Origin of the sequence: Aeromonas sp. QDB18 (genome assembly GCF_027705325.1) — a bacterium.
GTDB classification, from domain to species: Bacteria; Pseudomonadota; Gammaproteobacteria; order Enterobacterales; family Aeromonadaceae; genus Aeromonas; species Aeromonas caviae.
In genome coordinates this window covers 37,098-62,809 of sequence record NZ_JAPDBQ010000005.1, presented here as the reverse complement: position 1 = coordinate 62,809, position 25,712 = coordinate 37,098, and the positions used below count along the sequence as shown (strand labels likewise).

19 protein-coding genes, 4 tRNA genes and 1 pseudogene are annotated in these 25,712 nt (G+C 62.2%); 16 read left to right on the top strand and 8 right to left on the bottom strand.

Annotation, left to right across the window (positions count from 1 at the left end):
• Positions 1-109: 109 nt before the first annotated feature.
• A complete protein-coding gene (locus OKC30_RS02020) occupies positions 110-2,020 on the bottom strand; it encodes a methyl-accepting chemotaxis protein (RefSeq protein ID WP_048208552.1) in 1,911 nt (636 codons plus the stop codon).
• Between the two features lie 273 nt (positions 2,021-2,293).
• Between OKC30_RS02020 and OKC30_RS02015 the strand changes: the two genes are divergently transcribed.
• The 3 genes from OKC30_RS02015 (at position 2,294) to OKC30_RS02005 (ending at position 9,227) form a co-directional block, all read left to right on the top strand.
• The gene (locus tag OKC30_RS02015; RefSeq protein ID WP_160837319.1) at positions 2,294-4,597 is read left to right on the top strand and encodes a patatin-like phospholipase family protein; all 2,304 of its coding nucleotides are present in this window, start codon (positions 2,294-2,296) and stop codon (positions 4,595-4,597) included.
• Between the two features lie 229 nt (positions 4,598-4,826).
• On the top strand, positions 4,827-7,424 hold the full coding sequence (gene acnB / locus OKC30_RS02010) for a bifunctional aconitate hydratase 2/2-methylisocitrate dehydratase (protein ID WP_049636528.1): 2,598 nt from the start codon (positions 4,827-4,829) through the stop codon (positions 7,422-7,424).
• Positions 7,425-7,655: 231 nt separating this feature from the next.
• Entirely contained in the window at positions 7,656-9,227 is a 1,572-nt protein-coding gene (locus OKC30_RS02005; RefSeq protein WP_041213989.1) for an EAL domain-containing protein, read from the top strand.
• Here the strand turns inward: OKC30_RS02005 and OKC30_RS02000 are convergent.
• Positions 9,224-10,141 carry a LysR family transcriptional regulator gene (locus OKC30_RS02000; protein ID WP_160837317.1) on the bottom strand — a complete coding sequence of 306 codons (918 nt, stop codon included), beginning with the start codon at positions 10,139-10,141 and terminating at the stop codon, positions 9,224-9,226. The two genes, OKC30_RS02005 and OKC30_RS02000, sit on opposite strands and share 4 nt — an antisense overlap.
• 76 nt (positions 10,142-10,217) lie before the next feature.
• Here OKC30_RS02000 and OKC30_RS01995 point away from each other — a divergent pair, with 76 nt between their 5' ends.
• The 4 genes from OKC30_RS01995 to mdtD all read left to right on the top strand — a co-directional run bounded on the left by OKC30_RS01995 (position 10,218) and on the right by mdtD (position 15,001).
• Complete coding sequence (locus OKC30_RS01995; RefSeq protein WP_010675804.1) at positions 10,218-10,835, top strand: LysE family transporter; 618 nt, start codon at positions 10,218-10,220, stop codon at positions 10,833-10,835.
• Between the two features lie 115 nt (positions 10,836-10,950).
• Positions 10,951-12,357 carry a D-arabinono-1,4-lactone oxidase gene (locus OKC30_RS01990; RefSeq protein ID WP_151027291.1) on the top strand — a complete coding sequence of 469 codons (1,407 nt, stop codon included), beginning with the start codon at positions 10,951-10,953 and terminating at the stop codon, positions 12,355-12,357.
• A 71-nt stretch (positions 12,358-12,428) separates the two neighbouring features.
• Positions 12,429-13,556: a CobW family GTP-binding protein gene (locus tag OKC30_RS01985; protein ID WP_029314837.1), complete on the top strand. Its 1,128-nt coding sequence runs from the start codon at positions 12,429-12,431 to the stop codon at positions 13,554-13,556.
• Between the two features lie 56 nt (positions 13,557-13,612).
• The gene (gene mdtD, locus OKC30_RS01980; RefSeq protein WP_010675801.1) at positions 13,613-15,001 is read left to right on the top strand and encodes a multidrug transporter subunit MdtD; all 1,389 of its coding nucleotides are present in this window, start codon (positions 13,613-13,615) and stop codon (positions 14,999-15,001) included.
• A 9-nt stretch (positions 15,002-15,010) separates the two neighbouring features.
• On the opposite strand, the gene OKC30_RS01975 is transcribed toward mdtD, so the two are convergent.
• From OKC30_RS01975 to folB, 3 genes are all read right to left on the bottom strand, one after another.
• A complete protein-coding gene (locus OKC30_RS01975) occupies positions 15,011-15,493 on the bottom strand; it encodes a YbaK/EbsC family protein (protein ID WP_042864868.1) in 483 nt (160 codons plus the stop codon).
• A 117-nt stretch (positions 15,494-15,610) separates the two neighbouring features.
• Positions 15,611-16,120 carry a 2-amino-4-hydroxy-6-hydroxymethyldihydropteridine diphosphokinase gene (gene folK, locus OKC30_RS01970; RefSeq protein ID WP_041211771.1) on the bottom strand — a complete coding sequence of 170 codons (510 nt, stop codon included), beginning with the start codon at positions 16,118-16,120 and terminating at the stop codon, positions 15,611-15,613.
• Entirely contained in the window at positions 16,120-16,491 is a 372-nt protein-coding gene (gene folB, locus OKC30_RS01965; RefSeq protein ID WP_010675798.1) for a dihydroneopterin aldolase, read from the bottom strand. The genes folK and folB overlap by 1 nt, the downstream gene beginning before the upstream one ends.
• Before the next feature lie 171 nt (positions 16,492-16,662).
• Between folB and plsY the strand changes: the two genes are divergently transcribed.
• The 7 genes and pseudogenes from plsY (at position 16,663) to OKC30_RS01930 (ending at position 18,781) form a co-directional block, all read left to right on the top strand.
• Positions 16,663-17,325, top strand: a complete 663-nt coding sequence (gene plsY, locus OKC30_RS01960; protein WP_029314836.1) for a glycerol-3-phosphate 1-O-acyltransferase PlsY — start codon at positions 16,663-16,665, stop codon at positions 17,323-17,325.
• 47 nt (positions 17,326-17,372) lie between these two features.
• Positions 17,373-17,448: transfer RNA gene (locus OKC30_RS01955), tRNA-Phe, on the top strand.
• 52 nt (positions 17,449-17,500) lie between these two features.
• Positions 17,501-17,576: transfer RNA gene (locus tag OKC30_RS01950), tRNA-Thr, on the top strand.
• A gap of 3 nt (positions 17,577-17,579) precedes the next feature.
• A tRNA-Phe gene (locus OKC30_RS01945) sits at positions 17,580-17,655 on the top strand.
• 8 nt (positions 17,656-17,663) lie between these two features.
• Positions 17,664-17,739: transfer RNA gene (locus OKC30_RS01940), tRNA-Asn, on the top strand.
• A gap of 98 nt (positions 17,740-17,837) precedes the next feature.
• Positions 17,838-18,017, top strand: a pseudogene (locus OKC30_RS01935) (IS3 family transposase); the annotation flags it as partial.
• 395 nt (positions 18,018-18,412) lie between these two features.
• Entirely contained in the window at positions 18,413-18,781 is a 369-nt protein-coding gene (locus OKC30_RS01930) for a hypothetical protein (RefSeq protein WP_233462639.1), read from the top strand.
• Positions 18,782-19,048: 267 nt separating this feature from the next.
• Here the strand turns inward: OKC30_RS01930 and OKC30_RS01925 are convergent, their stop codons facing one another.
• A complete protein-coding gene (locus OKC30_RS01925) occupies positions 19,049-19,528 on the bottom strand; it encodes a MarR family winged helix-turn-helix transcriptional regulator (protein WP_010672813.1) in 480 nt (159 codons plus the stop codon).
• Positions 19,529-19,691: 163 nt separating this feature from the next.
• Between OKC30_RS01925 and OKC30_RS01920 the strand changes: the two genes are divergently transcribed.
• On the top strand, positions 19,692-20,219 hold the full coding sequence (locus OKC30_RS01920) for a hypothetical protein (RefSeq protein WP_010672814.1): 528 nt from the start codon (positions 19,692-19,694) through the stop codon (positions 20,217-20,219).
• Positions 20,220-20,257: 38 nt separating this feature from the next.
• On the opposite strand, the gene OKC30_RS01915 is transcribed toward OKC30_RS01920, so the two are convergent.
• Positions 20,258-21,220 (bottom strand): IS1595 family transposase, encoded by a 963-nt coding sequence (locus tag OKC30_RS01915; protein WP_160837315.1) that lies wholly within the window; start codon positions 21,218-21,220, stop codon positions 20,258-20,260.
• Between the two features lie 90 nt (positions 21,221-21,310).
• Here OKC30_RS01915 and OKC30_RS01910 point away from each other — a divergent pair, with 90 nt between their 5' ends.
• Positions 21,311-22,867, top strand: coding sequence for a BCCT family transporter (locus OKC30_RS01910; protein ID WP_160837331.1), 1,557 nt, complete (start codon positions 21,311-21,313; stop codon positions 22,865-22,867).
• A 69-nt stretch (positions 22,868-22,936) separates the two neighbouring features.
• On the opposite strand, the gene mutS is transcribed toward OKC30_RS01910, so the two are convergent.
• Positions 22,937-25,507, bottom strand: coding sequence for a DNA mismatch repair protein MutS (mutS, locus tag OKC30_RS01905; protein WP_160837313.1), 2,571 nt, complete (start codon positions 25,505-25,507; stop codon positions 22,937-22,939).
• Positions 25,508-25,712: the final 205 nt, after the last annotated feature.

Genomic DNA, 25,712 nt, shown 5'->3' with positions numbered 1-25,712 from the left:
TGTGTTGCTGTGTCGCTACTGTAGCGGCTCGTCATGACGGTTCGCCGTCATGGGGGTCGGTATTCCCTGTCGACCCGGTGAAAAAAGGGCGCCGCAGCGCCCTTTCATCTTATAACCGGAAGTTGCCGACCAGCTTGTCGAGCTCGCCGGAGAGCTGTTGCAGGCTGCGGCTGGACTCGGTCAACTGGTGGGCGATGTCGGCGGTCTCCATGGTGAGCTGGTTGATGTCCTCCACGTTGCGGTTGATCTCCCCGACCACGCTGGACTGCTCTTCGGTGGCGGTGGCGACCTGGATGTTCATGTCGCTGATCTGGGTGATGTGCCCGGTGATCTGGTCGAGGGCGCCGTTGGCCTCGTCGGCCTGGGTCACCACCCGCAGGCTCTGGTTACGCCCCTGGGCCATGGCGCTGACGGCGCGGGCGCTCTGCTCCTGGAGGCTGTTGATCATGCCCTGGATCTCGGCGGTGGAGGCGGCGGAGCGGCTGGCGAGGTTGCGCACCTCGTCGGCCACCACGGCGAAGCCACGGCCCTGCTCGCCGGCGCGGGCAGCCTCGATGGCGGCGTTGAGGGCCAGCAGGTTGGTCTGCTCCGAGATGCTGCGGATGGTGTCGAGGATGCTGCCGATGGAATCGGTCTGGCTCGCCAGGGACTCGATGACCCCGGCCACCTGCTCGATCTCACCGGATAGGCCGACGATGCCGTGACGGGCCTGGGCGACTACCTGGGCCCCCGCATCGGCCTGCTCGTTGGCCTGCTTGGCGACGTCGGCTGCCAGGGATGCATTGCCGGCGATCTCGCTGACGGTGGCTCCCATCTCGTGGATGGCGGTAGCGACCTGGACGGTGCGATCCCGCTGGGCGGTGCAGTTGTGCTGGGTGAGCTGGGCCTTGGCGGCCACCTCGTTGGCGGTGGCGGCGAGCTGGCGGGAGTTGCTCGCCACCTGTTCGATGGAGCCGTGGATCTTGGCGACAAAGTTGTTGAAGCCGGTCGCCACCTGGGCCAGTTCGTCACGGCCATCGACCTTGAGGCGATGGGTGAGGTCGCCATCACCGCTGCCGAGTTCGCGGAACAGGCGGGCCAGTTCGTTGAGGGGGCGGCTCACGGAGCCCGCCAGGAGAACGCCGAGCAGCCCCATGCCGACGGCGATGGCCAGGCTGACCAGCACCATGTGCAGGCGCGCTCTGTCCAGTTCGGCATAAATCTCGGCCTCCGGCACCTGGGCCACCAGATACCAGTCGAGCAGGGGGATGTAGCTGCTGGCCAGGATCACGGGCTGGCCGTCGACCTCGGCACGGGTGGCGGCAAAGGGCTGCTTGTTGAGCAGGTTGGTGCTGCTGCCGCTGGCCAGCTGGGTCAGGTTGTCCCGATCGATGCGGGCGGCGTCGGGGTGCAGCTTCACCTTGCCGCTGCCGTCTGTCATGAAGACGAAGCCGCTGTCGCCGATGCGGAAGTTGGCGAGCATGCTGACCATGCTGTCGAGGGATTTGGCTAGGCCGGCGAGGCCGCGTCCGTCGAGCTGCTGGAAGTTGACGAACAGTTTTACCTCGCCATTGCTCTCCCGAAAGATGCTGAGCATCAGATCCTGGCGGCTCTTGGTGTAGTCATAGAACCAGTTGTCCTGCTCGTGGTTCAGGATGCGCAGAAAACCGTCCTGGTTGTAGTAGGCGGCACTCTGACGATCGGCGAAGGAGGCGGTGACCAGGCCATACTGGCTCGTCATGTCCTTGAGCTGGTTGATAAGGATGGACTCCTGCTCCTTGGGCATGCCGCGCTCGACCCAGTCCAGCACGAAGCGGTCGTTGGCAAGCTGTCTGGCGGCATTGGCGACCGAAGTGAGATCCTTCTCGATCTCCTTGCCGATGCGCTGGGTCAGGTTGGGCAGCTCCTGCTCGAACATGCGGTTCTCGATCAGCTGCTGGGCAGAACGCTGGCTGAAATAGCCCACCAGCAGGCAGGAGAGGGCCACGGCGAGGATGACGGTGGCCAGAATTTTCTGTTTCAGTGTCAGGCTTGCGAACATAAGGGTGACTCGGAAGTGTGAACCAGGGTTGAACTCATAATAGCGGCTGATTTGGCGCGCTCTTGAGGCGGCGGGGGCGTTTATTGTCGATTAACGTTTGCGCTCACACCCGGATTGGACTGGATTGGCGCCCGATTTTGCCGAGACATCGTCGCAAGCGGGGCGACCCCTCGCCAGCACCCCGGCTTGCGGTTAAAGTGCTTGCACTTATAGTAGGCTGCACCTGACTGGCGGCCTGCCCGCTCGACTCGCACCGGATTTATGGACTTTCATATGCGCATCTTTCATCGGGGATGGACCCATCTGCTCGTGCTCCTGCTGGCGACCCTGCCGTTCATGGCGGCGGCCGGAGCCAATGATCCCGCGCCTTCTGCCAAAAACCCGGGGGCAACCAAGATGGATCGTCCGAAGATCGCCCTGGTACTGAGCGGCGGCGGGGCCAAGGGGTCGGCCCATATCGGGGTGCTCAAGGTGCTGGAGGCAAAGCACATCCCGGTGGACATCATCGTCGGGACCAGCATGGGCTCCTATGTGGCGGGCATGTATGCCATGGGGCTTAGCGCCGAGGAGGTGGAGCGCACGACGCTGGCCATCGACTGGAACAAGGGCTATCAGGACAAGGTGGGACGCGACGAGCTCTCCCTGCGCAAGAAGCAGCAGACCGAGAAATACCAGCTGCGCACCGACATCGGGGTCAACGGTGACCAGACCCAGTTGCCGGACGGTTTCTTCCAGGGACAGTCCATGGCCAGCCTGCTGCGCCACGCCACCTCCAACCTGCCGGCGCAAAAGAGCTTCGACAACCTGCCTATCCCCTATCGCGCGGTGGCGACCGACATGGAGACGGTGACCCCCTTCGTGCTGGATCACGGCAGCCTCGCCAAGGCGATGCAGGCCTCCATGTCCATTCCCGGTGCCCTCAAGCCGGTGGACTGGGACGGCCGCATCCTGGCCGATGGTGGCACGGTCAACAACATGCCGGTGGACGTGGCCAAGGCCATGGGGGCCGACGTGGTGATCGCGGTGGACATCGGCGCCAAGCTGCGTACCCGGGAGTCCCTCAAGTCGGGATTGGCCATGATCGATCAGCTCACCACCTACATGACCCAGGTGGGGACCGAAAAGCAGAAGGCGCTGCTGGGCCCCAGGGACATCCTGCTGACCCCCGAGTTCGGCAACATGGGGATCGCCGACTTCGCCCTGATGCCGGAGGGGATCAAGATCGGGGAGGCGGTCGCCAACAGTGCAGCGGCCCGGCTCGATGCGCTCTCTCTCTCGCCCGCCGCCTACGCCGACTATCGCAACGGCAAGCTGAGCCGGCGTGCCGAGCGCAGTGGCCAGCCCGCCTACTACATCGACAAGGTGGAGATCATCAACAAGTCGCGCCTCTCCGACGACACGGTGCGGGCCATGCTGAACGTGCGCCCGGACAAGGTGCAGACCTACGAGAGCCTGGAGGCGGGGATCCGTCGCCTCTACGCCCTGGAGTCGTTCGATCGCATCACCTACGAGGTGGAGGAGCGGGACGGAGAGAACGTGCTGGTGGTGGACGCCAGCGAGAAGAACTGGGGGCCGGGTTATCTCAACTTCCAGCTCGGTTTCTCCGATGACTTCGAGAGCAGCTCCAACTACAACGTTGGCATGTCCTACACCCTGACCAACGTCAACGACTGGGGAGGCGAGTGGCTGACCGAGGCGTCCCTCGGGACCGCCAAGCACCTCAAGACCGACTTCTACACCCCGCTGGAGCCCTCCCAGACCTACTTCGGCGAGACGAGCCTGGCCTACGACAAGACCCAGCGACGCGTCTTCTTCCCGGAAGAGAGCAGGTCGTCGTCCGGGGTCAGCTATCTGGACTCCGAGTACAGCTTCACCAGCGTGGATCTTGCCGTCGGCTGGAATCGCCAGCCCTGGAGCCGCTTCTCCCTTGGGCTGGAGGGCAAGATCGGCAGCGTGGAGATCCAGAACCTCACCAACGCGGATGCCGATGCCTCTGCCTGGGGACCCTACATCCGCTTCGAGCACGACACCCTCGACAGCCGCTACTTCCCCTATCAGGGGGTCTACTGGGACATCAAGGGGGGCTACTCCTACGTCGATCTCGACCCCTCGGACGGCCCCTCCGAGCAGGCCGAGGGGGTGAATTACCGGCTGGTGATGATCAAGCCCTGGTCCTGGGACAGGCACAGCCTCAACCTGATGCTGGAAGGGGGCGGCTCAAGCTCCCAGGAGACGGTACCGCTGTTCGTGCAGGATCTGGGGGGGCTGTTCCGCATGTCCGGCTTCCAGCATTACCAGTTGAGCGGTCGATACAGCCTGTTCGGCGGATTGCGCTACATCTACCGGGTGGCGGACAACGACTTCGGTGCCTTCAAGGCGCCCCTGTTCCTCGGGGGCTCCCTCGAGCAAGGGGGGGTCTGGGACAAGGGAGAGGACATCAGCATCGAATCCTCCTATACCTCGGGTTCCCTCTATATGGGGGTGGAGAGTTTCCTCGGTCCCATCTTCCTCGGCTATGGCATGGCGGAGGGGGGGCACGACATGTTCTATCTGCAATTGGGCACTACGTTCCAATAAGGGCGAAATGCTGCCTTTTTGTTAACTCACCTTGGGTGGGCGGCTTGTCACTCTAAAAAAACCTAATAGGTTTATATGGTTATGCTGGTTTGATGAATAACTGCACAGGGTTTGGATTTTAATTAGTCGTTAAAACTTATATAGTGGGGGGCACCCTACGGGTGTCCCGCAAGGACGATCGCCGCGAGCTTGGGCGAACCCCAAAAAAAAGACCAAAGAGGAATTAGTCGTGCTTGAAACATACCGTAAACACGTCGCAGAACGTGCCGCCGAAGGCGTGGTCGCCAAACCTCTGGACGCAGAGCAGGTTGCCGCCCTGGTTGAGCTGATCAAGAATCCGCCCGCCGGCGAACAGGACTTTCTGAAAGAACTGTTGTCCTCCCGCATTCCCCCGGGTGTTGATGAAGCGGCCTATGTGAAAGCCGGCTTCCTCACCGCCGTCGCCAAGGGCGAGGCCCATTCCCCCATCCTGACTGCCGCCGAAGCCGTCGAGCTGCTCGGTACCATGCAGGGTGGTTACAACATCCAGCCGCTGATCGACCTGCTGGACGATGCGACCCTGGCTCCTCTTGCCGCCAAGGGTCTCTCCCACACCCTGCTGATGTTCGACTCCTTCCACGACGTGGAAGAGAAGGCCAAGGCGGGCAATGCCCACGCCAAGCAGGTGCTGCAATCCTGGGCCGACGCCGAGTGGTTCCTGAACCGCCCGGCCCTGGCCGAGAAGATCACCGTCACCGTGTTCAAGGTGACCGGCGAAACCAACACCGATGATCTGTCGCCGGCGCCGGACGCCTGGTCCCGCCCGGACATTCCGCTGCACGCCCTGGCGATGCTGAAGAACGCCCGTCCCGGCATCACCCCGGACAAGGATGGCGTCATCGGCCCCATCAAGACCATTGATTCCCTGAAAGAGCAGGGCTTCCCGCTGGCTTACGTGGGTGACGTGGTCGGTACCGGCTCTTCCCGTAAATCCGCCACCAACTCCGTGCTCTGGTTCATGGGCGACGACATTCCGTTCGTGCCGAACAAGCGTGCTGGCGGCGTCTGCCTCGGTGGCAAGATTGCCCCCATCTTCTTCAACACCATGGAAGATGCCGGTGCCCTGCCCATCGAAGTGGATGTCTCCAAACTGGAGATGGGCGATGTCATCGACATCTTCCCCTATGAGGGCAAGATCACCCGCCACGGTACCGACGAGGTGCTGGCCCGGTTCGAACTGAAGACCGAGGTGCTGATCGACGAAGTGCGCGCCGGTGGCCGTATTCCGCTGATCATCGGCCGTGGCCTGACCGACAAGGCCCGCGAGGCGCTGGGTCTGCCGTTCTCCACCGTGTTCCGCCGTCCGCAGCCGGTGGCCGATACCGGCAAAGGTTTCACCCTGGCCCAGAAGATGGTGGGCAAGGCATGTGGCGTGAAGGGCATTCGCCCGGGCACCTACTGCGAACCCAAGATGACCACGGTCGGCTCCCAGGACACCACGGGCCCCATGACCCGCGACGAGCTGAAAGACCTGGCCTGCCTCGGTTTCTCCGCCGATCTGACCATGCAGTCCTTCTGCCACACCGCGGCCTATCCCAAGCCCATCGACGTGCAGACCCACCACACCCTGCCGGACTTCATCATGAACCGCGGCGGTGTTTCTCTGCGTCCGGGCGACGGCGTCATCCACTCCTGGCTGAACCGCATGCTGCTGCCGGATACCGTGGGTACCGGTGGTGACTCCCACACCCGTTTCCCCATCGGTATCTCCTTCCCGGCTGGCTCTGGTCTGGTGGCCTTCGCCGCCGCCACCGGCGTGATGCCGCTGGACATGCCGGAATCCGTGCTGGTGCGCTTCAAGGGCGAGCTGCAGCCGGGCATCACCCTGCGTGACCTGGTCCATGCCATCCCCTACGCCGCCATCCAGAAAGGGCTGCTGACCGTCGAGAAAGCGGGCAAGAAGAACATCTTCTCCGGCCGCATCCTCGAGATCGAAGGTCTGCCGACCCTGAAAGTGGAGCAGGCGTTCGAACTGGCGGACGCCAGCGCCGAGCGCTCTGCCGCTGGTTGCACCATCAAGCTGGATAAAGAGCCGATCATCGAGTATCTGAAGTCCAACATCGTGATGCTGAAGTGGATGCTCTCCGAAGGCTACGGCGACGTGCGCACCATCACCCGCCGCATCAAGGGGATGGAAGAGTGGCTGGCCAACCCGGTACTGATGGAAGCGGACAAGGACGCCGAGTACGCCGAAATCATCGAGATCGATCTGGCCACCATCAAGGAGCCGATCCTGTGCGCGCCGAACGATCCGGACGATGCCCGTCTGCTGAGCGACGTGGCGGGTGACAAGATTGACGAGGTGTTCATCGGTTCCTGCATGACCAACATCGGCCACTTCCGCGCCGCCGGCAAACTGCTCGAGAAGTATCAGGGCGAGCTGCCGACCCGCATGTGGATCGCGCCGCCCACCAAGATGGACAAGGATCAGCTGACCGAAGAGGGCTACTACGGCATCTTTGGTCGGGTCGGTGCCCGCATCGAGATTCCGGGCTGCTCCCTGTGCATGGGCAACCAGGCGCGGGTAGCGGAAGGGGCCTCCGTGGTCTCCACCTCCACCCGCAACTTCCCGAACCGCCTGGGCAAGGGTGCCAACGTCTATCTGGCCTCTGCCGAGCTGGCTGCGGTTGCCGCCATCATCGGCAAGATCCCGACCGTGGAAGAGTATCTGCAGTACGCCAAGACCCTGGACGCCACTGCTGCCGACACCTATCGCTACCTGAACTTCAACGAGATCGCCTCCTACACCAAGAAGGCCGATGCGGTGATCCTGCAGCAAGCGGTCTGAGACTCGCCGGTCTGACCACTGAAAATAACAATGCCGCGTCTCGACGCGGCATTTTCCATTTCAGGGGGCTGCGCGATAATGACCCGCCATGCCCAGCAACGGCGTCGTCGATTTGCCTGGTACGCGCGTTGCGCTTTCGTTGTCTGGCCATGATGGCCCCACCGTTTCCTGGTGGGCATTTTTATACCGCGGTACCTGCGAAGCGGGCCCGCGCATTGCGGCGTGGTTGCTATGTTTCTGTTCCGGATTGATCTGGCCCGCATGAAGTGGCGCCTTGGTTGTGCCCTGCTGGTGTTAGCCCTGCCCCTGGTGGTGGGAGGGTGGATGGTGCATGACAGCTACGAGCAGGAGCTGAAGAACGATGCCAGTGCGTCAGCCAGCAAGGCCAGAACCTTGCTGGAGCGCATGCTGGATCAGGCCGAGCGGGCCAACCTCGAGGTATTGCCGCTGGCCGGTCGACCTTGCAGCGACAACCTGCTGCTGCTGCGCAAGCGAGTGGCGCTGGAGCCGTTCCTGCGCTCCATCAATCTGGTGCGACAGGGGATCATCAACTGCACCTCGCTGTTCGGGCCTGCCAGGGAAGTGGATGACGGCTCCCGCTACACGGATCGCAAGTTGCTGCTGATGAGCGGCAACCTGGTGCGCAAGAATCACCCCTTGCTGGTGGTGCGTCAGGAGCGGGGGCGTGATGCGGCACTGAGCGCCATTGACAGCAGTCAGCTCAGTTTCATGCTTACCCTGAGCAGCGATCCCAGCGAGCTGTTCTTGCAGGTGGGGTCCGCCTGGCTCGATGAGTCCGGCCACTTCCAAAGCGATCCGCCGAAACTGCACAGCAAGTTTGCCCTGATACTCGCCTCCCAGCGTTACCCCTTCACCATCCACGCCGGTTATGCCATGCCGATCTACTGGCGTGCCCTGTGGGAGGCTCGCCATCTGCAGCTGATCTGGCTGGGAGCCAGTTCGCTGGTGCTCTCACTGCTGGTGTGGTGGCTGCTTGGGCGGCCGGGGGCCCTGACGGACGAGCTGAGACGCGGGCTGCGAGCCAGGGAGTTTGTCCCCTATCTGCAACCGCTGATCGCCAGCAAGGGCGGCAAGATGGTGGGAGCCGAGGTACTGATGCGCTGGCAACATGCCACCGAGGGGCTGATCCGCCCCGATCTCTTCATCCCCCAGGCGGAAGAGTCTGGCCTGATCGTGCCCATGACGGTCAACCTGATGAAGACGGTGGCCAAGACACTCCACCCGGTACAGGAGCAGTTGCCCGAGGCATTTCACATCAGCTTCAACATCAGTGCCATCCACTGCCGGGACCTCTCCTTGGTGGCGGAGTGCCGCGACTTCCTCGGCCATTTCGTTCCGGGACGGGTGGTGCTGGTGCTGGAGCTCACGGAGCGGGAGCTGCTGGTGACCAGCCCGCAGACCCTCTCCCTGTTTCGCCAGCTCGACGAGATGGGGGTGCAGCTCGCCATCGATGACTTTGGCACCGGCCACTCCAGCCTCATCTATCTGCAGCAATTCCACGTGGACTATCTCAAGATCGACCGCTCCTTCATCGGCCGTATCGGGACGGAGTCCCTCTCCGAGCACATCGTGGACAACGTCATCGACCTTGGGGGACGGCTGGGGTTGTCCCTGGTGGCCGAAGGGGTGGAGACGGAGCAGCAGGCCGCCTATCTGAGAGGCAAGGGGGTCCAGTATCTGCAGGGATACCTGTTTGCCCGCCCCATGCCGATACGCCAGTTCTGCCGGGAGCTGACGGCGGGAGAGATACAGGTCGCCGCCGGGCGCACCGCCCAGGGCTAGGCCGCGCCCACCAGGCTGTGCAGCCAGTTCACCAGGATGTCGTGGGGGCTGCCGGGTTCGGGTGGCGCGGGGGCGAGCAGGTGATAGCCGGTGCCGTCGGGGACGAAGCCGAGCGGTGCCACCAGCAGGCCGGCCTCGATATCGTCGCACACCTGCCGGTAAGGGCCGATGGCGACTCCCAGCCCGGCGACTGCCGCCTGCAGGCTGAAATAGAAGTGCTCGAAGGTCTGACCCGGCACCTCCTCGTCGGCGGACATACCTGCGTGCTGCTGCCACTCCAGCCAGGCGCCCGGACGGGTCTTGGTGTGCAGACGGGGGGCCGTTGGCCTGAGGGCCTGCACATCCCCCCTGGGTTCAAAAAAGTGCGCCACCTTGCCCGGCGGGCAGACAGGGCCGGTCCGCTCTTCGAAAAGCAACTGGCTGTAGAGCTCGGCAGGCCAGTGAAAGTCGTTGCGCCGGATGGCGAGATCGATGCCGCTGCCAAAGCTGAGGGCGCCGCCGCCCGCCATCAGGTGTACGTCCAGCTCCGGGTGCAGAGCCTGGAAGGCGGGCCAGCGCGGGATCAGCCAGCGCATCAGGAGGGTGGGTTCGCAGGAGAGCACCAGCGACTGGGGACGGCTCTGCTGGCGCAGGGCCTGCGCCGTCTGGCGGATGCTGCCCAGCCCCTCCCTGACCGCCTGATAGAACCGTTCACCCGCGTCGGTCAGAAAGACCCGGCGCTGGCGCCGCTCGAACAGCATGACCCCCAGATCCTCCTCGAGCAGTCGTACCGCCCGGCTGATGGCGCCATGGGTGAGATGCAGTTCATCGGCGGCGCGGCCGAAATGCTCGGTGCGGGCAGCCACCTCGAAACAGCGCAGGGCGGTAAGGGAGGGAAGCGAGAGGGCTTTTTGTGAGTTTTTTTCACCATTCATGTCAGAAATCATCGTTCGTTATTGGTGTTGTTGGTAAATAAAATAGCCGATATCCTCTCTAATCAGGACTCTTTTCATGACCGAACTGTTAGCCGTTGTCGCCATTACCCTCTTTGCCGTCATCAGCCCCGGGCCCGACTTTGCCATGGTGTCGCGCAACAGCCTACTGCTCTCGCGCCGCACCGGCGTGCTGACGGCGATCGGCATCGCGGCCGGGGTCTGCGTGCACGTGGCCTACACCCTGCTGGGGGTGGGCCTGCTGATCCAGCAATCCCTCTGGCTGTTCAACCTCATCAAGCTGGCAGGGGCCGCCTATCTCATCTTCCTCGGCATCAAGATGCTGCGGGCCAAACCGGCTGCCGATGAAGAGAGCATCTGTCAGCCTGCCCTCTCCAGCCTGGGGGCGCTGCGCACCGGATTTCTGACCAATGTGCTCAATCCCAAGACGACCATCTTCATTGTCAGTCTCTTCATGCAGGTGGTGCAGCCGCAGACGCCGCTGGCGGTCCAGATCGGCTATGGCGCCTTCATCGCGCTGGCGCACGCCCTCTGGTTTGGTGCGGTGGCGCTCTTCTTCTCCACCCCTGCGGTGCGGGACCGACTGCTGGCGGTACGCCACTGGATCGATCGGGTGTTCGGGGGGCTGCTGGTGGGATTCGGCATGTTGCTGGCATTGACCCAGCAGACGCGCTGAGGCGGGGAGGGGCGCTCCCCCTATCCACCCCCGACTGTAGGGTCTTGTTTTTCATGCCTTGGCAGCCACTTTTCGGTAGAATTGGCGCTCATTTTGAAGTCAGATGAGGCGCGGTATGACGGTCAGGTTCCAGGCATTTCACAGCATCAAGGCGATTGGCAATCGGGAGGTGCTGTTCAACTGGTCCAGAACCAACCCCCTCGGCGCCCTTGATCAGGTGTGGCGCCCGACGACCCGTGACGAGCTGCAGCAATTGCTGCGGGAATACCCCGAGCGCAAGCTGCGGCTCATCGGCTCCGGCCTCTCTTTCGAACCCATCCACAGCGTCTACGCGGAAGGCAGCCAGGCGCTGCTGGTGGACCTGCACCACCTGCGCGGCCAGCTCGACAAGACTGCCGATACGGTGACCTACCTGGCGGGGACGCCGCTTGATACCGTCTATGCCGACCTCATCGCCATGGATCGCATGCTGCCGGCATCCCCCGGCGTCATCGGCATCCAGACCCTGGGCGGTGCGCTCAGCACCGGCACCCATGGGCAGGGATTGCACCAGTCCGCCCTGTGCGATGCGGTGGCTGCCCTGACCGTGATGCTGGCGAGCGGCGACATCATCCGTGTGGATCGCACCGATCCGCGCTTCGGCGCCTTCGTGATGGGCATGGGGATGCTCGGCATCCTGCTGGATGTGACCCTCAACACTGTGCCCAACCGCATCATGCGCTGCACCAAGTTCACCACCGACTACCCCTTCCTGCTGGAACACAACGAGCGCCTCAACCGGGAACACGCCTTCGTGAAGAGCTGGTGGTTCGCCTGGACCGGCGAGAGCCACATCTGGCTGGTGGATCCCGCCTCCGATGACGAGGTGGCCCGCTACCGGGCCGGGGGCAGCGAGCCGCTGGTGCTGGAGGGAGACATGGACGAGCGCATGAACCTGGCGCTCAATGCCACCATAGACGCGACCCTGCAGAAGATGGCCAGAGACACCAAGGACGAGGCCAGGGCAGGCGAGCACTTCGAGACGGTGCGCCGCTTCAAGGACGCCTCGGATCTGGTGGGCAACGTCTACCAGATCCTCTGCAAGGGGATCCCGGCGCCCCAGATCAACTGCGAGGTGGCCGTGCCCCTCGAACGCATGGGGGAGGCCCTTGCAGTCCTGCAGGCATGGCAGGAGGCGAACCCCGGCGTGCTGCACTACCCCTTCATCCTGCGCTGCACCGGTCCCTCCGTGGCCTGGCTCAGTGCCGCCCATGACAAGTCGGTGTGCTGGATAGGTTTTCTGGTCTATCTGGCGGCAGACGGGACCTTCGTCGGGGGCTCCATGGAGCAGATGCGCGAGTTGCAGCAACTGCTGGTGCCGCTCGGCGGTATTCCCCATTTCGGCAAGCACCTGGCGATGGACCTCTACGACTTCCCGGCCCTGTTGCCGCGCTGGCACGACTTCCTGGCCCTGAAGCGGGAGCTTGACCCCCATGGCCGTTTCGAAAACCGCTGGCTCGGCGACCTGTTCGCCAACCGGTAAGGATCTGACATGACCGATATGCAAGACACTCGCTTACTCATCCTCCTGCCGATCAGAGGGGGGGCAACCCGATGACAGACATGCAAGACACCCGCATCCCCGTGACCCTGCTGACCGGTTTTCTCGGCAGCGGCAAGACCACCTTGCTCAACCACTGGGTCAAGCAGCCCGAGCTCGGGGAGTGCGCCGTGCTCATCAACGAGTTCGGCTCCGTGGGGCTGGATCACCATCTGGTACAGCAGGTGGACGAGCAGGTGGTGCTGCTCGATTCCGGCTGCATCTGCTGCTCGGTGCAGGGCTCCCTGGTGGAGGCGCTGCAGGGGCTTTTCATGAAGGCCATCCAGCGCAAAATCAAACCCTTCAAACGGCTGATCATCGAAACCACTGGTCTGGCCGATCCGGCCCCCGTGCTGTTCACGTTGAGGGAAGAGGGCTTTATCGCCCAGCGCTACCGCTTCGACGGCACCGTCACCGTGGTGGATGCCGGTCATATCGAGCAGCAGCTGGCCGCTCAATATGAGGCGGTCAAACAGGTGGCGCTGGCGGATCTGCTGGTGGTGAGCAAGGGCGATCTGGTGGATGAAGAGACCCTTGCTCGGGTGGAAGCCCAACTGGCGGCCCTCAATCCGGCAGCCCCCATCCAGCGGGTCAGCAATGGGGTGCTCTCACCTGCGGTGCTGGAGAAACTCGGCGCCTACAACGAGGCAGCGGGGCGCGACGTGCGCCAGTTGCTGGCCTGGCTGCGTACCGAATCCCCGAAACAGGGGCTGGCTTCGCCCATGCAGCCGAAGATGACGCCGTTTGCCGCCAAGGTGGGGACGGCCGCGCCCACCCGCTTCGAGCACGGCAATATCGAAAGTTTCTCCCTGCGCATCGGCGAGCCGCTCAAGCCCTCCCGCCTGCTGGCCGCCATCGATGCGGTGCAGGCGCAATACGGTGATGCCCTGCTGCGTCTCAAGGGGATATTGCAACTGGAAGGGGAGAGCCAGCCCGTGGTGATCCACGGCGTGCACGGCCAGCTCTATCCGTTGCAGGCGCTGGGGGAGTGGCCCGAAGGCAAGGCCCAGTCCCGGCTGGTGTTCATCGTGAAGAGCCAGGACAGGGTAGGCATAGAGCAGTTGTTCCTCTCAACCCTCAAGGCCCCCGAACCCAGCCTGGAAGAGCACCTCAAGGCCATGCTCGGCCAGCCGGATGCCTGATATGCTGATATGACCCGCGCTCGTGCGGGTCTTATGTGATGAGGAGAGACAGAACCATGCCTGACAGCTCCCCGATGGTGACGCCCGCCCAGCGCAAATGGCTGCCCTGGCTGACAGCGGTCGGTTTTTTCATGCAGACCCTGGATGGCACCATCCTCAACACTGCCCTGCCCAGCATGGCCGAGGCCCTGGGCGAGAGTCCGCTGCAGATGCAGTCCGTCATCATCGCCTACATGCTGACGGTGGCCCTGCTCATTCCCGCCTCCGGCTGGCTGGCGGACAGATTCGGCACCCGCCGGGTCTATCTGGTCGCCATCCTGCTGTTTACCCTGGGTTCCCTGGCCTGTGCCATCGCCAACACCCTGCCCATGCTGGTGATCGCCCGGGTGTTGCAAGGGGTCGGGGGGGCCTTGCTGATGCCCATCGGGCGTCTGGCGGTGCTGCGGGTCTACAGCAAGCATGAGCTGCTGAGGGTGATGTCGTTCGTCACCATCCCCGGTCTGCTCGGCCCCCTCATCGGCCCGGCTCTGGGGGGCTGGCTGGTGGAGGTGGCGAGCTGGCACTGGGTCTTCCTCATCAACCTGCCGGTGGGCCTGCTCGGCTTCGTGGCGAGCTGGCACTTCATGCCCGACCTTCGCCAGCACACCGCCAGGTTTGACTGGCAGGGGTTTGTGCTGTTCAGTGTCGGCATGGTGCTGGTATCCGTCGGTCTGCAAGGCCTGGGGGAGCACAGCATCTCAACCGGCTGGGCCCTGTTTGCGGTATTGTTCGGTCTGGCCGCCATGGCGAGCTACTGGCTCTATGCCGCCACGGCGGAGCAGCCCCTGTTCAGTCTGGCGCTGTTCAAGACGTCCACCTTCGCCATCGGTATCTGGGGCAATCTGTTTGCCCGCCTCGGCAGCGGCGCCATGCCGTTTCTCACCCCGCTCTTCCTGCAACTGGGGCTCGGCTTCTCCCCGAGCAAGGCGGGGATGACCATGATCCCCACGGTGATCGGCGCCATGCTGACCAAGACGCTGGTGAACAAGCTCATTCCGCGCATCGGTTATCGCCGCATCCTGATCGGCAACACCCTGGCGCTCGGGGCCATGATCGCGAGCTTCTATTTCATCGACAACCAGGTGCCCCACGGCGTACTGCTGGTGTGGCTGGCGGTCTTTGGCGCCATCAACTCCCTGCAATTTTCCGCCATGAACACCCTGACCCTGCAGGATCTCAGCAGCGAGCACGCCAGCAGCGGCAACGGTCTGCTGTCGGTGGTGATGCAGCTCTCCATGAGCCTGGGGGTGGCCATCGCCGCCAGCCTGCTGGGACTCTTCTCCATCGGCCAGCCCGAGGAGAGTGGCCGCTGGCTGGAGGGGTTCCACCTCACCTATCTGTGCATCGGCCTGATGTCCATGCTGGCGGCGCTGATCTTCGCCCAGCTGGCGCGGGAAAAGCGCTGAGTCCCAGGCTCAGGGGGCGGGCAGGTAGCTCACGTCGCAGGGTAATCGGGCCAGCAGTCCGGCCAGGTGGGTGGTCTCCAGCAGGAAAGTCTGCTCGGGGTGGCCCGGCGTCCAGGTAAAGGCATGGTGATTCATGAGCACGGGATCCACCAGCAGGGGGATGTCGGCGCGGGGCAGGAAGGGGCAGACGGCTCCCGGCAGGCAGCCAATCTCGGTCTGCATCTCGTCAGCGGTGCAGATGGAGGGTTTGGCACCGAGCGCCGCCTTGACCGCCTTGCTGTCGAGCCGGCCGTCTCTGTGGGTCAGCAGCAGGGCGAAGCGACCATCCTTGAATTTGAGGAAAAGGGTCTTGCTGAACTCGGCCTGCCAGCCGAGGCGAGCCTTGACCCGCTCGTCGGTGGCGTAATCGAGGATGGGTTCGTGCTCGAAGCGCTGGTGGGGCAGGTCGGTGAGCAACTGACGGTTGAAGTCGTGAATGGCATCGAGTGGCATGGGGTTCTCCTGTGATGGCGGTCATCCTGCCACTTGCACCGGCGCAGGCCCAATCACCGTTTCTTATCCATCATCAGCGGAGTCATCAACAAGGGCACCCGAGGGTGCCCTTGTTGTTCAGTGATGCTGCAATTCGCCCGCTTTCCAGTGGAAGGGAATGGGGTCAAGGCGCTGGGAGGCTTTGTCGTAACCTGCCCACAGCTCACCGATGGTGCGACCATCGATGGGGTGGCGGAATGTGGGAGCCAGCTCCGCCAGCGGCCAGAGCACGAAGGCGTTGGTGAGGATCTCGCCGCGCGGCAGCACCAGCGGCGTCTCGCAGACCAGCTCGCCGTAGAGCAGCAGATCGAGATCCAGGGTGCGCGGGGCGAACTTCTTGGCATCCGGCTCGCGGCCGTGAGCGAACTCCATGGCGCGTAGCCGCTGGCACAGGGTCGCCAGGGGCAGCTCGGTATCGGCACCCACCACCAGGTTGTAGAAGGGGCGGCCGTTGAAGCCCACTGCCTCGCTCTCGAATACCCGGGAGACCTGCAACTCGCCGAATTCGGCGTGCAGGGCATCGAGGCCGGCGCGGATATGGCGTTCCCGTTCGATGTTGGATCCCAGACTGATATAGATGCGGGTCATCAGTTGGCGCTCGCAGCCGGCGTGCGATGGCGCAGGATCTCGACCCCGACGCCTGCCGCATTGGGCACGGCACCCGGTTTGGTCAGGGTCACCTTGACCCACTGTACCCGCTCGTCTTCCAGCACCAGGGCGGCGACCTGCTCGGCCATGGTCTCGACCAGCTCCACTATCTTGCCCTGGGCGTGATCACAGATCTTGCGAGAGAGGGTGGCGTAATCCAGCGCCAGATTGATATCGTCGGTTGCGGCGGCTGGGCGGTTGTCAAACCCCATCTCGAGGTCGAAACAGAGCTTCTGGCGAATGCCCTTCTCCCACTCATATACCCCTATGGTGGTCAAAACCTCGAGTCCGCGAATAAACACCTTGTCCATGACAGTACTTCTTCTTTACTCTTGATGGGCTGTGAAAACAGCGCAGGGATGCAGGCCCGGCAAGCAGATTGCCGCTGGCGGCCGGTTTGGGCGACACGCTTTCGGGCAAGCCCGGGCCTGGGAATGTGGCCCGCATCATACCCCATTCATATCGTGGTAAAAACGACCAAGATGACGGCCCTGACGATTTTGATGATTATTCTGGCCTATCTGGGCGGCTCGCTGTCCAGTGCCGTGCTGGTTTCCCGCATCACGGGTCTGCCGGATCCCCGTGACCATGGTTCCCACAACCCGGGGGCGACCAATGTGTTGCGCCTCGGCGGCCGGATGGCGGCGCTGATCGTACTGCTTCTCGACGTGCTCAAGGGGATGGCCCCCGTCTACCTCGCCTGGTATCTGCAGATCAAGCCCGTCTACCTCGGCTTTATCGGGGTGGCCGCCTGTCTGGGCCACATGTACCCCCTCTTCTTCCACTTCCGTGGCGGCAAGGGCGTCGCCACCGCCCTCGGTACCATGCTGCCCATCGGCTTTGCCATGGGGGGCGCCGTCATCACCACCTGGCTGCTGGTGCTGCTGGTGAGCGGCTATTCGTCACTGGCGTCCATCGTGACCGTGTTGCTGACTCCGCTCTTTACCTATCTGCTCAAACCGGAATACACGTTGCCGGTCTCCCTGCTCTCCTGTCTCATCCTGATCCGTCATCACGAGAACATTACCCGCCTGCTCAAGGGGGAGGAGTCCCGCCTCTGGGGGCGCCGGGGAGCGGTCCCGCCAGCAGAAGTGATGAAAATGGATGATGCTGCGCAAAAAAGAGACGAACGAGACGAAAAGTGAAATTTCCCGTTGACCACCTGCCCTAAAATCCGTTTAATAGCGCCCACGCCCAGATAGCTCAGTCGGTAGAGCAGGGGATTGAAAATCCCCGTGTCGGCGGTTCGATTCCGTCTCTGGGCACCATATTTTAGTGCCATGAAATAAAAACGTGTTCATGCACAATGGTTTGAAGTGTGCCGGCTTAGCTCAGTAGGTAGAGCAACTGACTTGTAATCAGTAGGTCACCAGTTCGATTCCGGTAGCCGGCACCATTTGCCCAGATAGCTCAGTCGGTAGAGCAGGGGATTGAAAATCCCCGTGTCGGCGGTTCGATTCCGTCTCTGGGCACCACGAATAATTCCTCCTTAGCTCAGTCGGTAGAGCGACGGACTGTTAATCCGCAGGTCGCTGGTTCGAGCCCAGCAGGAGGAGCCAAATAAAAAGCCCAGCAGCAATGCTGGGCTTTTTCTTTTCCCATTGTCCCCGTCCTGAATATGGCTTATACCTTCTTCCCCGAATAGATGGAGATCTCGATGGGACAAGGTGTGAAACGCACACAGCGCGATTACTCACTGAGGTTTAAATTGTCCCTGGTCGAGCAGATTGAAAAAGGTGAACTCACCTACCAGTAGACACAATTCCAATATGGCATTCAGGGCAATTCGACCATTCTGGTATGGTTGCATAAGCATGGTCTGCAGGGTTGGAGCCAGGGAGCATCGATTAGAGCTGGCAGGATCACATCATGCCTGATCCCGACAACCAAATGTCTGAACAGCGTATCAAGGAGCTCGAGTAGCTGGCGCTGATGAGCCTGGAGGCTCAGTTCTTTGAAGGCGCCTCAATCGTAAAAAACGACCTGGTAAGCTCTCTAGCAGCGGTATGTCGAAAAGCTGACCATCTTCAGTGCTTGCTGGTTCCTCGGAATAAACCGTTAGGCTGACTACAATCGCAATCGGGTCGCCGACCTGCGTCATGCACAAGGGCAGCAGGTAGTGAGCTTTGTGCGCAAAGTTCACTACGGGTGGGCATCCACAAGTAGCATTATCTGCTGCAGGGCCAAGACGATGCTGGGCTGACGGTCTGGTGGGACAGACTGTTTAGGATATTGGCCGAGCACCGTCTGTTGGTGCAGCCCAAACGGGCCTATCACAAGACGCTCCACAGTTTTCAGCGTTTCTATCGCCATCCCAACTTGCTCAAACCCGGCCCGGTGAAAATCACTGCGGTGGCGCCAGGGCAGGTCTTGGTTGCCGACATCACTTACCTGCCGGCAAAGAGCGGGCCACTCTACCTGAGCCTGGTGACGGATGCCTTCTCGCGTAAGATAGCGGGGCATCACGTGCACGCAGGGATGCATGCTGAGTTGGTTGTGATGGCGCAGAGCACTGAAGCAACGGCGTGGCAGCGGGGAGTTTATCTATCACTCGGACGGCAGGGTGCAGTATTGCTCAGGCTTGAATCAGACGCTGTATGAACGGTACGGAGTACAGTACTCGATGACTGATGGGTATGACTGTTATCAGAATGCGCTGGCAGAGCGGGTGAACGGGATACTGAAAGGAGAGTTGCTGTAGCAAAGCCCGTAGGACCTGGTGTAGACGAGGAAGATGGTGCATAAGGTGGTGGGTAGTTATAACCTAGAATGATCGCATTAGGCCTCGCAATGCAGAATCCCCGATGCGGTACATCGGGTTCTGAGTGCCAGAAGTTAACTGAAAACATGTAAACGGACTTCAGGATTTCAGGCCCGCTCTTCGGTCAGGGGGCTGACACTCAGCACGGGGGCAGCATCGATACCGTCGGCATTCATCATGGCGGAGATGCGTTGCAGGGAAGAGAGCAACAACCCCTGCTCCCAGTTCTCCAGCGCCTGAAAGCGTTGAATGAAACTCTCCTGCAAGGGGGTCGGAGCCTGGGCAAGCAGGGCGCGTCCCGCGTCAGTGAGCGTCGCATGCACCTTGCGTTTGTCGGTTTCGCTGCGAATGCGCTGCACCAGCTGGCGGCTCTCCAGCCGGTCCATGATGGTGGTGGCGGTGGCCTGGCTCATGTTGGTGTGATCCGCCAACTGGCGCATGGAGATCTGGCCAAGCTCGTCGATACCCTTGAGCAGCAGGAGCTGGGGCGAGGTCAGGCCGGCCTCCTTGATCAAGCGCTTGGAGTGCATGTCGATGGCACGGATGATCTGGCGCAGGGCGATCAGCACTTCATCATGTTTTTCCATGGGGTCTGGGTCATCGCAGGGCTGTGGAGAGGCGCGAAATTCTCCGCCTAATCCATAACAAGGTCAATATGGTTTTTGATGTAATGGTTTTAGCTCTAATGAATATTGTGTTAGGTTATCGGACAATTGCCCCATTCCAACCCGATATTTGAGGAGTGAAATCATGCATGACGACCTGGATATCAAGTCCCTGGTTGCCGACCTGCGTGTGGTCAGAGTTCGCTATGAATTGCCTGATACCGCGGCGTTTGTGCGTTATCAACCTGCTTATGACGAGGACCCCAACAACCTCAAGGTACACCACTACGATGGCGAGCTGCCGCTCTCTTGCAGCAACACAGGTTCTTTTAGTCTAAAGGAGTTGGTCAATGAGTTGCGCTATGCCTATGTGCTGGTTCACCTCTTCCCCGACGAGAGTGCCATGAACTTTTATCTGGCGGGTCTGGACAATGGACTGGCACAGCTGGAGTTCATCGGTGGCTCCTATGACTTCAACCGCCTTTGGATCACCAGCGGTGTCTCCAATCTGGGGGTGCCCATGGCTATCTTCCTTGGCAAACGCCACGCAGTGAACGGTCAGCCGTCGGTGACCCTGGTGGATCACCGTGAGCAGGTGGCAGGTCGTCTGGCCTATCGCGCCATCGGCGGTGCCGGCGATCACGTGGGTGAAGACTTTTTCAACAACGACTAAGGAGGCCCGATGCGAGCAACCAAAGGGCTTTTGAAAGGCTATGTCCCAATTACGTGTTGCATGGGGCGCCCCAGCGCCTCATGCAAGCAACGTGGTACATTCACTTCCCGCCCGTAGCGCTCCAACATCCTTCGCCAACCCAGATAATTTCTCAGATAGTGGGTCGCTACCCCATGGAACCGCTCCATCCACTCTTTCAACCGACGGTGATATCCGTTTACATGCAGGATATGGTACGCGCCAACCACACGCTCGCCTTGGCGATTGCGCACGACCTGATGGGTCACTCCCTGCGCTTTGCTGAAACTGGCATACACCCCGGCGCCGTCGCTACACAACACCGCATCTGACGAGACAAGGGGTGTCAAAACAGCTATCACCGTCTCGGCATTCATTTTCTCCAACTGAAAATCCGCATGGTGACCAGCCCGGTCCTGAACCACCATCACCGGGATGTAATCCGGCCCTGTGCCTCGGGTACGGCCTTTGCCCCCACGGTGGCGGGCCGGGCGGGGCAAACCACGTTGCCCTTTAAACGACTCCAAGAAGAAGGTCTCATCAACCTCGACGATACCCCCTTCCCGTGCCGCCTGGTGACTCGCCATGGCTTTCAGGAAGCGGTGACGCCACAAGAAGGCGGTATTTTTACAGACTCCGCAGCGGACGGCAGCCTGTCGGACGGTCAGACCGTCGATGAGGGCCTGGGCGTAGTCTTCCCAGCATTGTGCCTTGCGAAGTCGAGCCAGAGGCGTCTTGGTGAGAACGGAACTGGTGCGCAGACACTGCTTGCAGCGATAACGACGCAGCCCTCGACTCCAACCCCAGGGAGCCAACTGCGTAGCCTCGGCCTGACAGTGAGGGCAACATCGACAAGCGGGGAGTTGAGCGGCCAGCGAGGTGATTGGGTGAGGGGTAGTGAGTTCATGTTGCGCGAGGCGACGCTGGCGCATGGTGAGCTGTGGAAAGAGAGACAGTAGATGTTGAAAGGCTTGGGTATCCATGATGGAGGCCCTCAGGGTGATGACCTACTTCAAGGTTAGCCTTTCAACATGTAATTGGGACAGCGCCTTTTGAAAGGCCTCAATCCCACCATGGCCATGACGGCGCTCACTGTCGTGACCCTCTTCCTGCTGTTCGGCGTCTTTGATCCGGATACCGCAGGCACCTGGTTTACCGGGGCCAAGGACACCATCATTGCTGGCTTCAAGTGGTATTACATCCTGGTGGTCGCCCTGTTCCTGTTCTTCGCCGTCTACCTGATGTTCAGCCGCTTTGGCAGCATCCGGCTGGGCGACGACGACCAGGTACCGGAGTTTGGCTACTTTGCATGGTTCTCCATGCTGTTCAGCGCAGGCATGGGCATAGGCCTGGTGTTCTGGAGCATCGCCGAGCCCATGTATCACCTGCAGGGCAACCCCTTCATCACCGAAGGCATGACGCCGGAAGCGGCCCAGATCGCCATGCGCCTCACCTTCTTCCACTGGGGTCTGCACCCCTGGGCCATCTATGTGATCGTCGGCCTGTCGCTGGCCTTCTTCAGCTACCGGCGCAAGTTGCCGCTGGCCATCCGCTCCGTGCTCTATCCCATTCTTGGCGATCGCATCTACGGCTTCTGGGGCCATGCCGCCGACGTGCTGGCGGTGTTCGGTACCGTGTTCGGGGTGGCGACCTCCCTTGGGCTGGGCGTCTCCCAGATGAACACCGGCCTCAACCAGATCTTCGGCATGGGCGTGTCACAAGCGAACCAGCTCTGGCTCATCGGTGGCATCAGCCTGATTGCCACCCTGTCGGCCATCTCCGGTGTTGGGCGCGGGGTGAAGATCCTCTCCGAACTCAATATCTGGTTGAGCGTGTTCGTGCTGGGCCTCTTCCTGGTGCTGGGGCCGACCACCTACATACTCAACGCCTATGTGCAGAACATCGGTGATTACCTGCAGAACATCGTCAAGCTGAGCTTCTGGACCAATACCGAAGCCAACGGTACCTCGGCCTGGCAGTCTAGCTGGACCGCGTTCTACTGGGGCTGGTGGATTGCGTGGGCACCCTTTGTCGGCATGTTCATCGCCCGCATCTCCAAGGGCCGCACGATTCGTGAATTCGTGCTCGGTGTCCTGCTGGTGCCCTCCCTGCTCGGCATGCTCTGGCTCACCGTGTTCGGCGGGACTGCCATGAACCTGGAGCTGTTCGGTGGCGGCGGCGTGGTGGAAGCGGTCAATCAGGATGTCACCATGGCGCTCTACAAGACGGTGGAACTGCTGCACTGGGAGACCTTCGGCTGGATTGCCAAGGGGGTGCTGACCCTGCTTATCTGCACCTACTTCATCACCTCCAGCGATTCGGGCACGCTTGTGATTACGACGCTGCTCTCCATCGGCGATCAGGATCCCCCGGTGCTGCACCGCGCCATCTGGGGGCTGGGGCAGGGGCTGGTCGCGGCCATTCTGCTGGTCTCCGGCGGGCTTGCCGCCCTGCAGGCCGCCAGCATCATCGCCGCGCTGCCCTTCTCGGTCATCATGCTGGCCATGTGCTACTCCCTGATGCAGGGGCTCAAACAGGAGAGCCAGCACCAGTTCGAATACAGGCAGAAGCTCAAGCGCCATCCGGGGTCGGTCAATCTTAGCCTGATGGATCGCATCGGTCCGGGCTGATGACAGGTTCGGTCAAACGAAAGGGGAACCTCGCGGTTCCCCTTTTCATGCCTGTTCGGCGGTCGGTAGTTACAGCATCTGCTTGAGTCGATAGAGCAGGTCAAGGGCCTGTCGCGGGGTCAGCTCGTCCGGGCGTACTGCTGCCAGCTCCTCCACCACAGGATGGGGTTGCGGGGCGAGAGTGACCGGAGCCGGACGGCTTTCGCCGGCGGCCACCGGAGTGGCACTCTCCAGCTCATGCAGCTTGTGGCGGGCCTGGTGGATCACCGATTTCGGCACCCCGGCCAGCGCCGCTACCTGCAGGCCGTAGGATCGGCTGGCCGCACCTTCCTGCACCGCGTGCATGAAGGCGATGGTGTCGCCGTGCTCCACCGCATCCAGGTGGACGTTGGCCAGCCCGCTCATCAGCTCGGGCAGGCGGGTCAGCTCGAAGTAGTGGGTGGCGAACAGGGTGTAGGCGCCAATCTTGCTTGCCAGCTGCTCGGCGCAGGCCCAGGCCAGGGAGAGGCCGTCGTAGGTGCTGGTGCCGCGGCCAATCTCGTCCATCAGCACCAGACTGCGGGCGGTGGCGTTGTTGAGGATATTGGCGGTTTCGGTCATCTCCACCATAAAGGTGGAGCGGCCGGAGGCGAGATCATCCGACGCCCCGATGCGGGTGAAGATGCGGTCGATGGGGCCGATGCGGGCGCTGTCGGCGGGCACGAAGGCGCCGATATGGGCCAGCAGCACGATGAGCGCGGTCTGGCGCATGTAGGTGGACTTACCGCCCATGTTGGGGCCGGTGATGATCAGCATCCGCCGCTCCCGCTCCAGTCGTATCGGGTTGGCGATAAAGGGGTCGGTCATCACCTGCTCCACCACGGGATGGCGGCCCGCCTCGATGATGATCTGATCCTCGTCGATGAGGGTGGGGCAGCGATAGTCGAGGGTCTCTGCCCGCTCGGCCAGGTTGGCCAGCACGTCCAGCTCCGCCAGTGCGGCAGCAGACTCCTGCAGATCGCCGAGGTGGGGCAGCAGGGCGTCGAGCAGCTCTTCGTAGAGACGTTTTTCCAGCGCCAGCGCCTGGGCCTGGGCGGTGAGCACTTTGTCCTCGTACTTCTTCAGCTCATCGATGATGTAGCGCTCGTTGTTTTTCAGCGTCTGGCGGCGGATGTAGTGGGCCGGCACCAGGTGGCTGTTGGCACGGCTCACCTCGATGTAGAAGCCGTGCACCTTGTTGTAGCCCACCTTGAGGGTGTTGATGCCGGTGAGCGCCTTCTCCCGCTCCTCGATGCGGGCCAGGCTGGCGGTGGCGCCATTGGCCAGATCCCGCAGCTCGTCCAGCTCCTGATTGAACCCTTCACGGATGACGCCGCCATCGCGGATGAGCACCGGCGGCACCTCCATCACGGCACGCTCCAGCAGGTCGAACAGCTCGGGGAAGGTACTTGCCCGCTCGCGCAGCTGCTGCACCGCCTCGTGCTCGCTCTCCGCCAGCAGACGCTGCAACTCGGGCAGCTGAGCAAAAGCCTGCCGCAGCCGGGTCAGATCGCGCGGGCGGGCCGAGCGCAGGGCGAGGCGCGCCAGCACCCGCTCCACGTCGCCGACCTGGCGCAGCAGGCTCCCCAGCTCGTCATAGAGGTTCTGCTCGATGAGCTCCTTGATGGTGCTCTGGCGACCTTTGAGGATCACCCGATCGCGGATCGGCTGGTGGATCCAGCGCTTGAGCAGACGGCTGCCCATCGGCGTGGCGGTGCAATCGAGCACGGCGGAGAGGGTGTTGTCGTGACCGCCGGCCAGATTCTGGGTCAGCTCCAGATTGCGGCGGGTGGCGGCATCCATGATGACCGCATGATCGGGCTGCTCCAGGCGCACGCTGCGAATGTGGGGCAGGGCGGTGCGCTGGGTGTCTTTCACGTACTGCATCAGGCAGCCGGCGGCGCACAGGGCGGTCTCGCTCTGCTCAACCCCAAAGCCCACCAGATCCTGGGTGCCGAACTGTTGGCACAAGAGCTTGCGGGCAGTGCCCAGCTCGAACTCCCACTCCGGGCGGCAGCGCAGACCGCGGCGACCCTCGACATGGTGCAGGAAGGCGAACGATTCGGGGTAGAGCAGCTCCGCCGGATTGGTGCGTTGCAGCTCCGCCAGCAGGGTCTCTTCTTTCTCGAACTGGTTGATGAAGAAGCGTCCGGAGCCGATGTCCATGGTGCCGTAACCGAAGCGGCGGCCATCGTGGTAGACGGCGGCGATCAGGTTGTCCTGCCGCTCGCTGAGCAGCGCCTCGTCGGAGACGGTGCCCGGGGTGATGATGCGAATGACCTTGCGCTCCACCGGCCCCTTGCTGGTGGCGGGATCCCCCACCTGCTCGCAGATGGCGGCCGATTCGCCGAGCTGTACCAGCTTGGCGAGATACCCCTCGATGGCGTGATAGGGCACCCCGGCCATCGGGATGGGGCTGCCGGCCGACTGGCCGCGCTTGGTCAGGGAGATGTCGAGCAGCTGGGAGGCCTTGCGGGCGTCGTCGTAGAAGAGCTCGTAGAAGTCACCCATGCGATAAAACAGCAGGATCTCCGGGTTTTCGGCCTTGAGAGTCAGATACTGCTGCATCATGGGGGTGTGGGCGCTCAAGTTGGCGCCTGGCGCTTGGTATTGTGCTGTCATGTGCTATTCCAGAAGGTGCTCTTGCGGGCAAACGTCTGCCGTCATGGGTCTGAATCTGGGGGCCATTCTACATGCTCGAGGCAAGATGGTGAGGAGGAATCTCCGTCTTGGGGGCAAAGCTGGCGTCCCGTCGCGGATCTGTGCATCCGGCTGATGCTGGCCAGAGTGGCCTGGGATGGAGCCTGGCCAAGAAGAGGCACGGGGG

Excerpts from the sequence above, each read along its gene's own strand:
- OKC30_RS02020 (WP_048208552.1), bottom strand. The coding sequence starts at position 2,020 with ATGTTCGCAAGCCTGACACTGAAACAGAAAATTCTGGCCACCGTCATC.
- OKC30_RS02015 (WP_160837319.1), top strand. The coding sequence starts at position 2,294 with ATGCGCATCTTTCATCGGGGATGGACCCATCTGCTCGTGCTCCTGCTG.
- OKC30_RS02005 (WP_041213989.1), top strand. The coding sequence starts at position 7,656 with ATGTTTCTGTTCCGGATTGATCTGGCCCGCATGAAGTGGCGCCTTGGT.
- OKC30_RS02000 (WP_160837317.1), bottom strand. The coding sequence starts at position 10,141 with ATGAATGGTGAAAAAAACTCACAAAAAGCCCTCTCGCTTCCCTCCCTT.
- OKC30_RS01995 (WP_010675804.1), top strand. The coding sequence starts at position 10,218 with ATGACCGAACTGTTAGCCGTTGTCGCCATTACCCTCTTTGCCGTCATC.
- OKC30_RS01990 (WP_151027291.1), top strand. The coding sequence starts at position 10,951 with ATGACGGTCAGGTTCCAGGCATTTCACAGCATCAAGGCGATTGGCAAT.
- OKC30_RS01985 (WP_029314837.1), top strand. The coding sequence starts at position 12,429 with ATGACAGACATGCAAGACACCCGCATCCCCGTGACCCTGCTGACCGGT.
- mdtD (WP_010675801.1), top strand. The coding sequence starts at position 13,613 with ATGCCTGACAGCTCCCCGATGGTGACGCCCGCCCAGCGCAAATGGCTG.
- OKC30_RS01975 (WP_042864868.1), bottom strand. The coding sequence starts at position 15,493 with ATGCCACTCGATGCCATTCACGACTTCAACCGTCAGTTGCTCACCGAC.
- folK (WP_041211771.1), bottom strand. The coding sequence starts at position 16,120 with ATGACCCGCATCTATATCAGTCTGGGATCCAACATCGAACGGGAACGC.
- folB (WP_010675798.1), bottom strand. The coding sequence starts at position 16,491 with ATGGACAAGGTGTTTATTCGCGGACTCGAGGTTTTGACCACCATAGGG.
- plsY (WP_029314836.1), top strand. The coding sequence starts at position 16,663 with ATGACGGCCCTGACGATTTTGATGATTATTCTGGCCTATCTGGGCGGC.
- OKC30_RS01925 (WP_010672813.1), bottom strand. The coding sequence starts at position 19,528 with ATGGAAAAACATGATGAAGTGCTGATCGCCCTGCGCCAGATCATCCGT.
- OKC30_RS01920 (WP_010672814.1), top strand. The coding sequence starts at position 19,692 with ATGCATGACGACCTGGATATCAAGTCCCTGGTTGCCGACCTGCGTGTG.
- OKC30_RS01915 (WP_160837315.1), bottom strand. The coding sequence starts at position 21,220 with ATGGATACCCAAGCCTTTCAACATCTACTGTCTCTCTTTCCACAGCTC.
- OKC30_RS01910 (WP_160837331.1), top strand. The coding sequence starts at position 21,311 with ATGGCCATGACGGCGCTCACTGTCGTGACCCTCTTCCTGCTGTTCGGC.
- mutS (WP_160837313.1), bottom strand. The coding sequence starts at position 25,507 with ATGACAGCACAATACCAAGCGCCAGGCGCCAACTTGAGCGCCCACACC.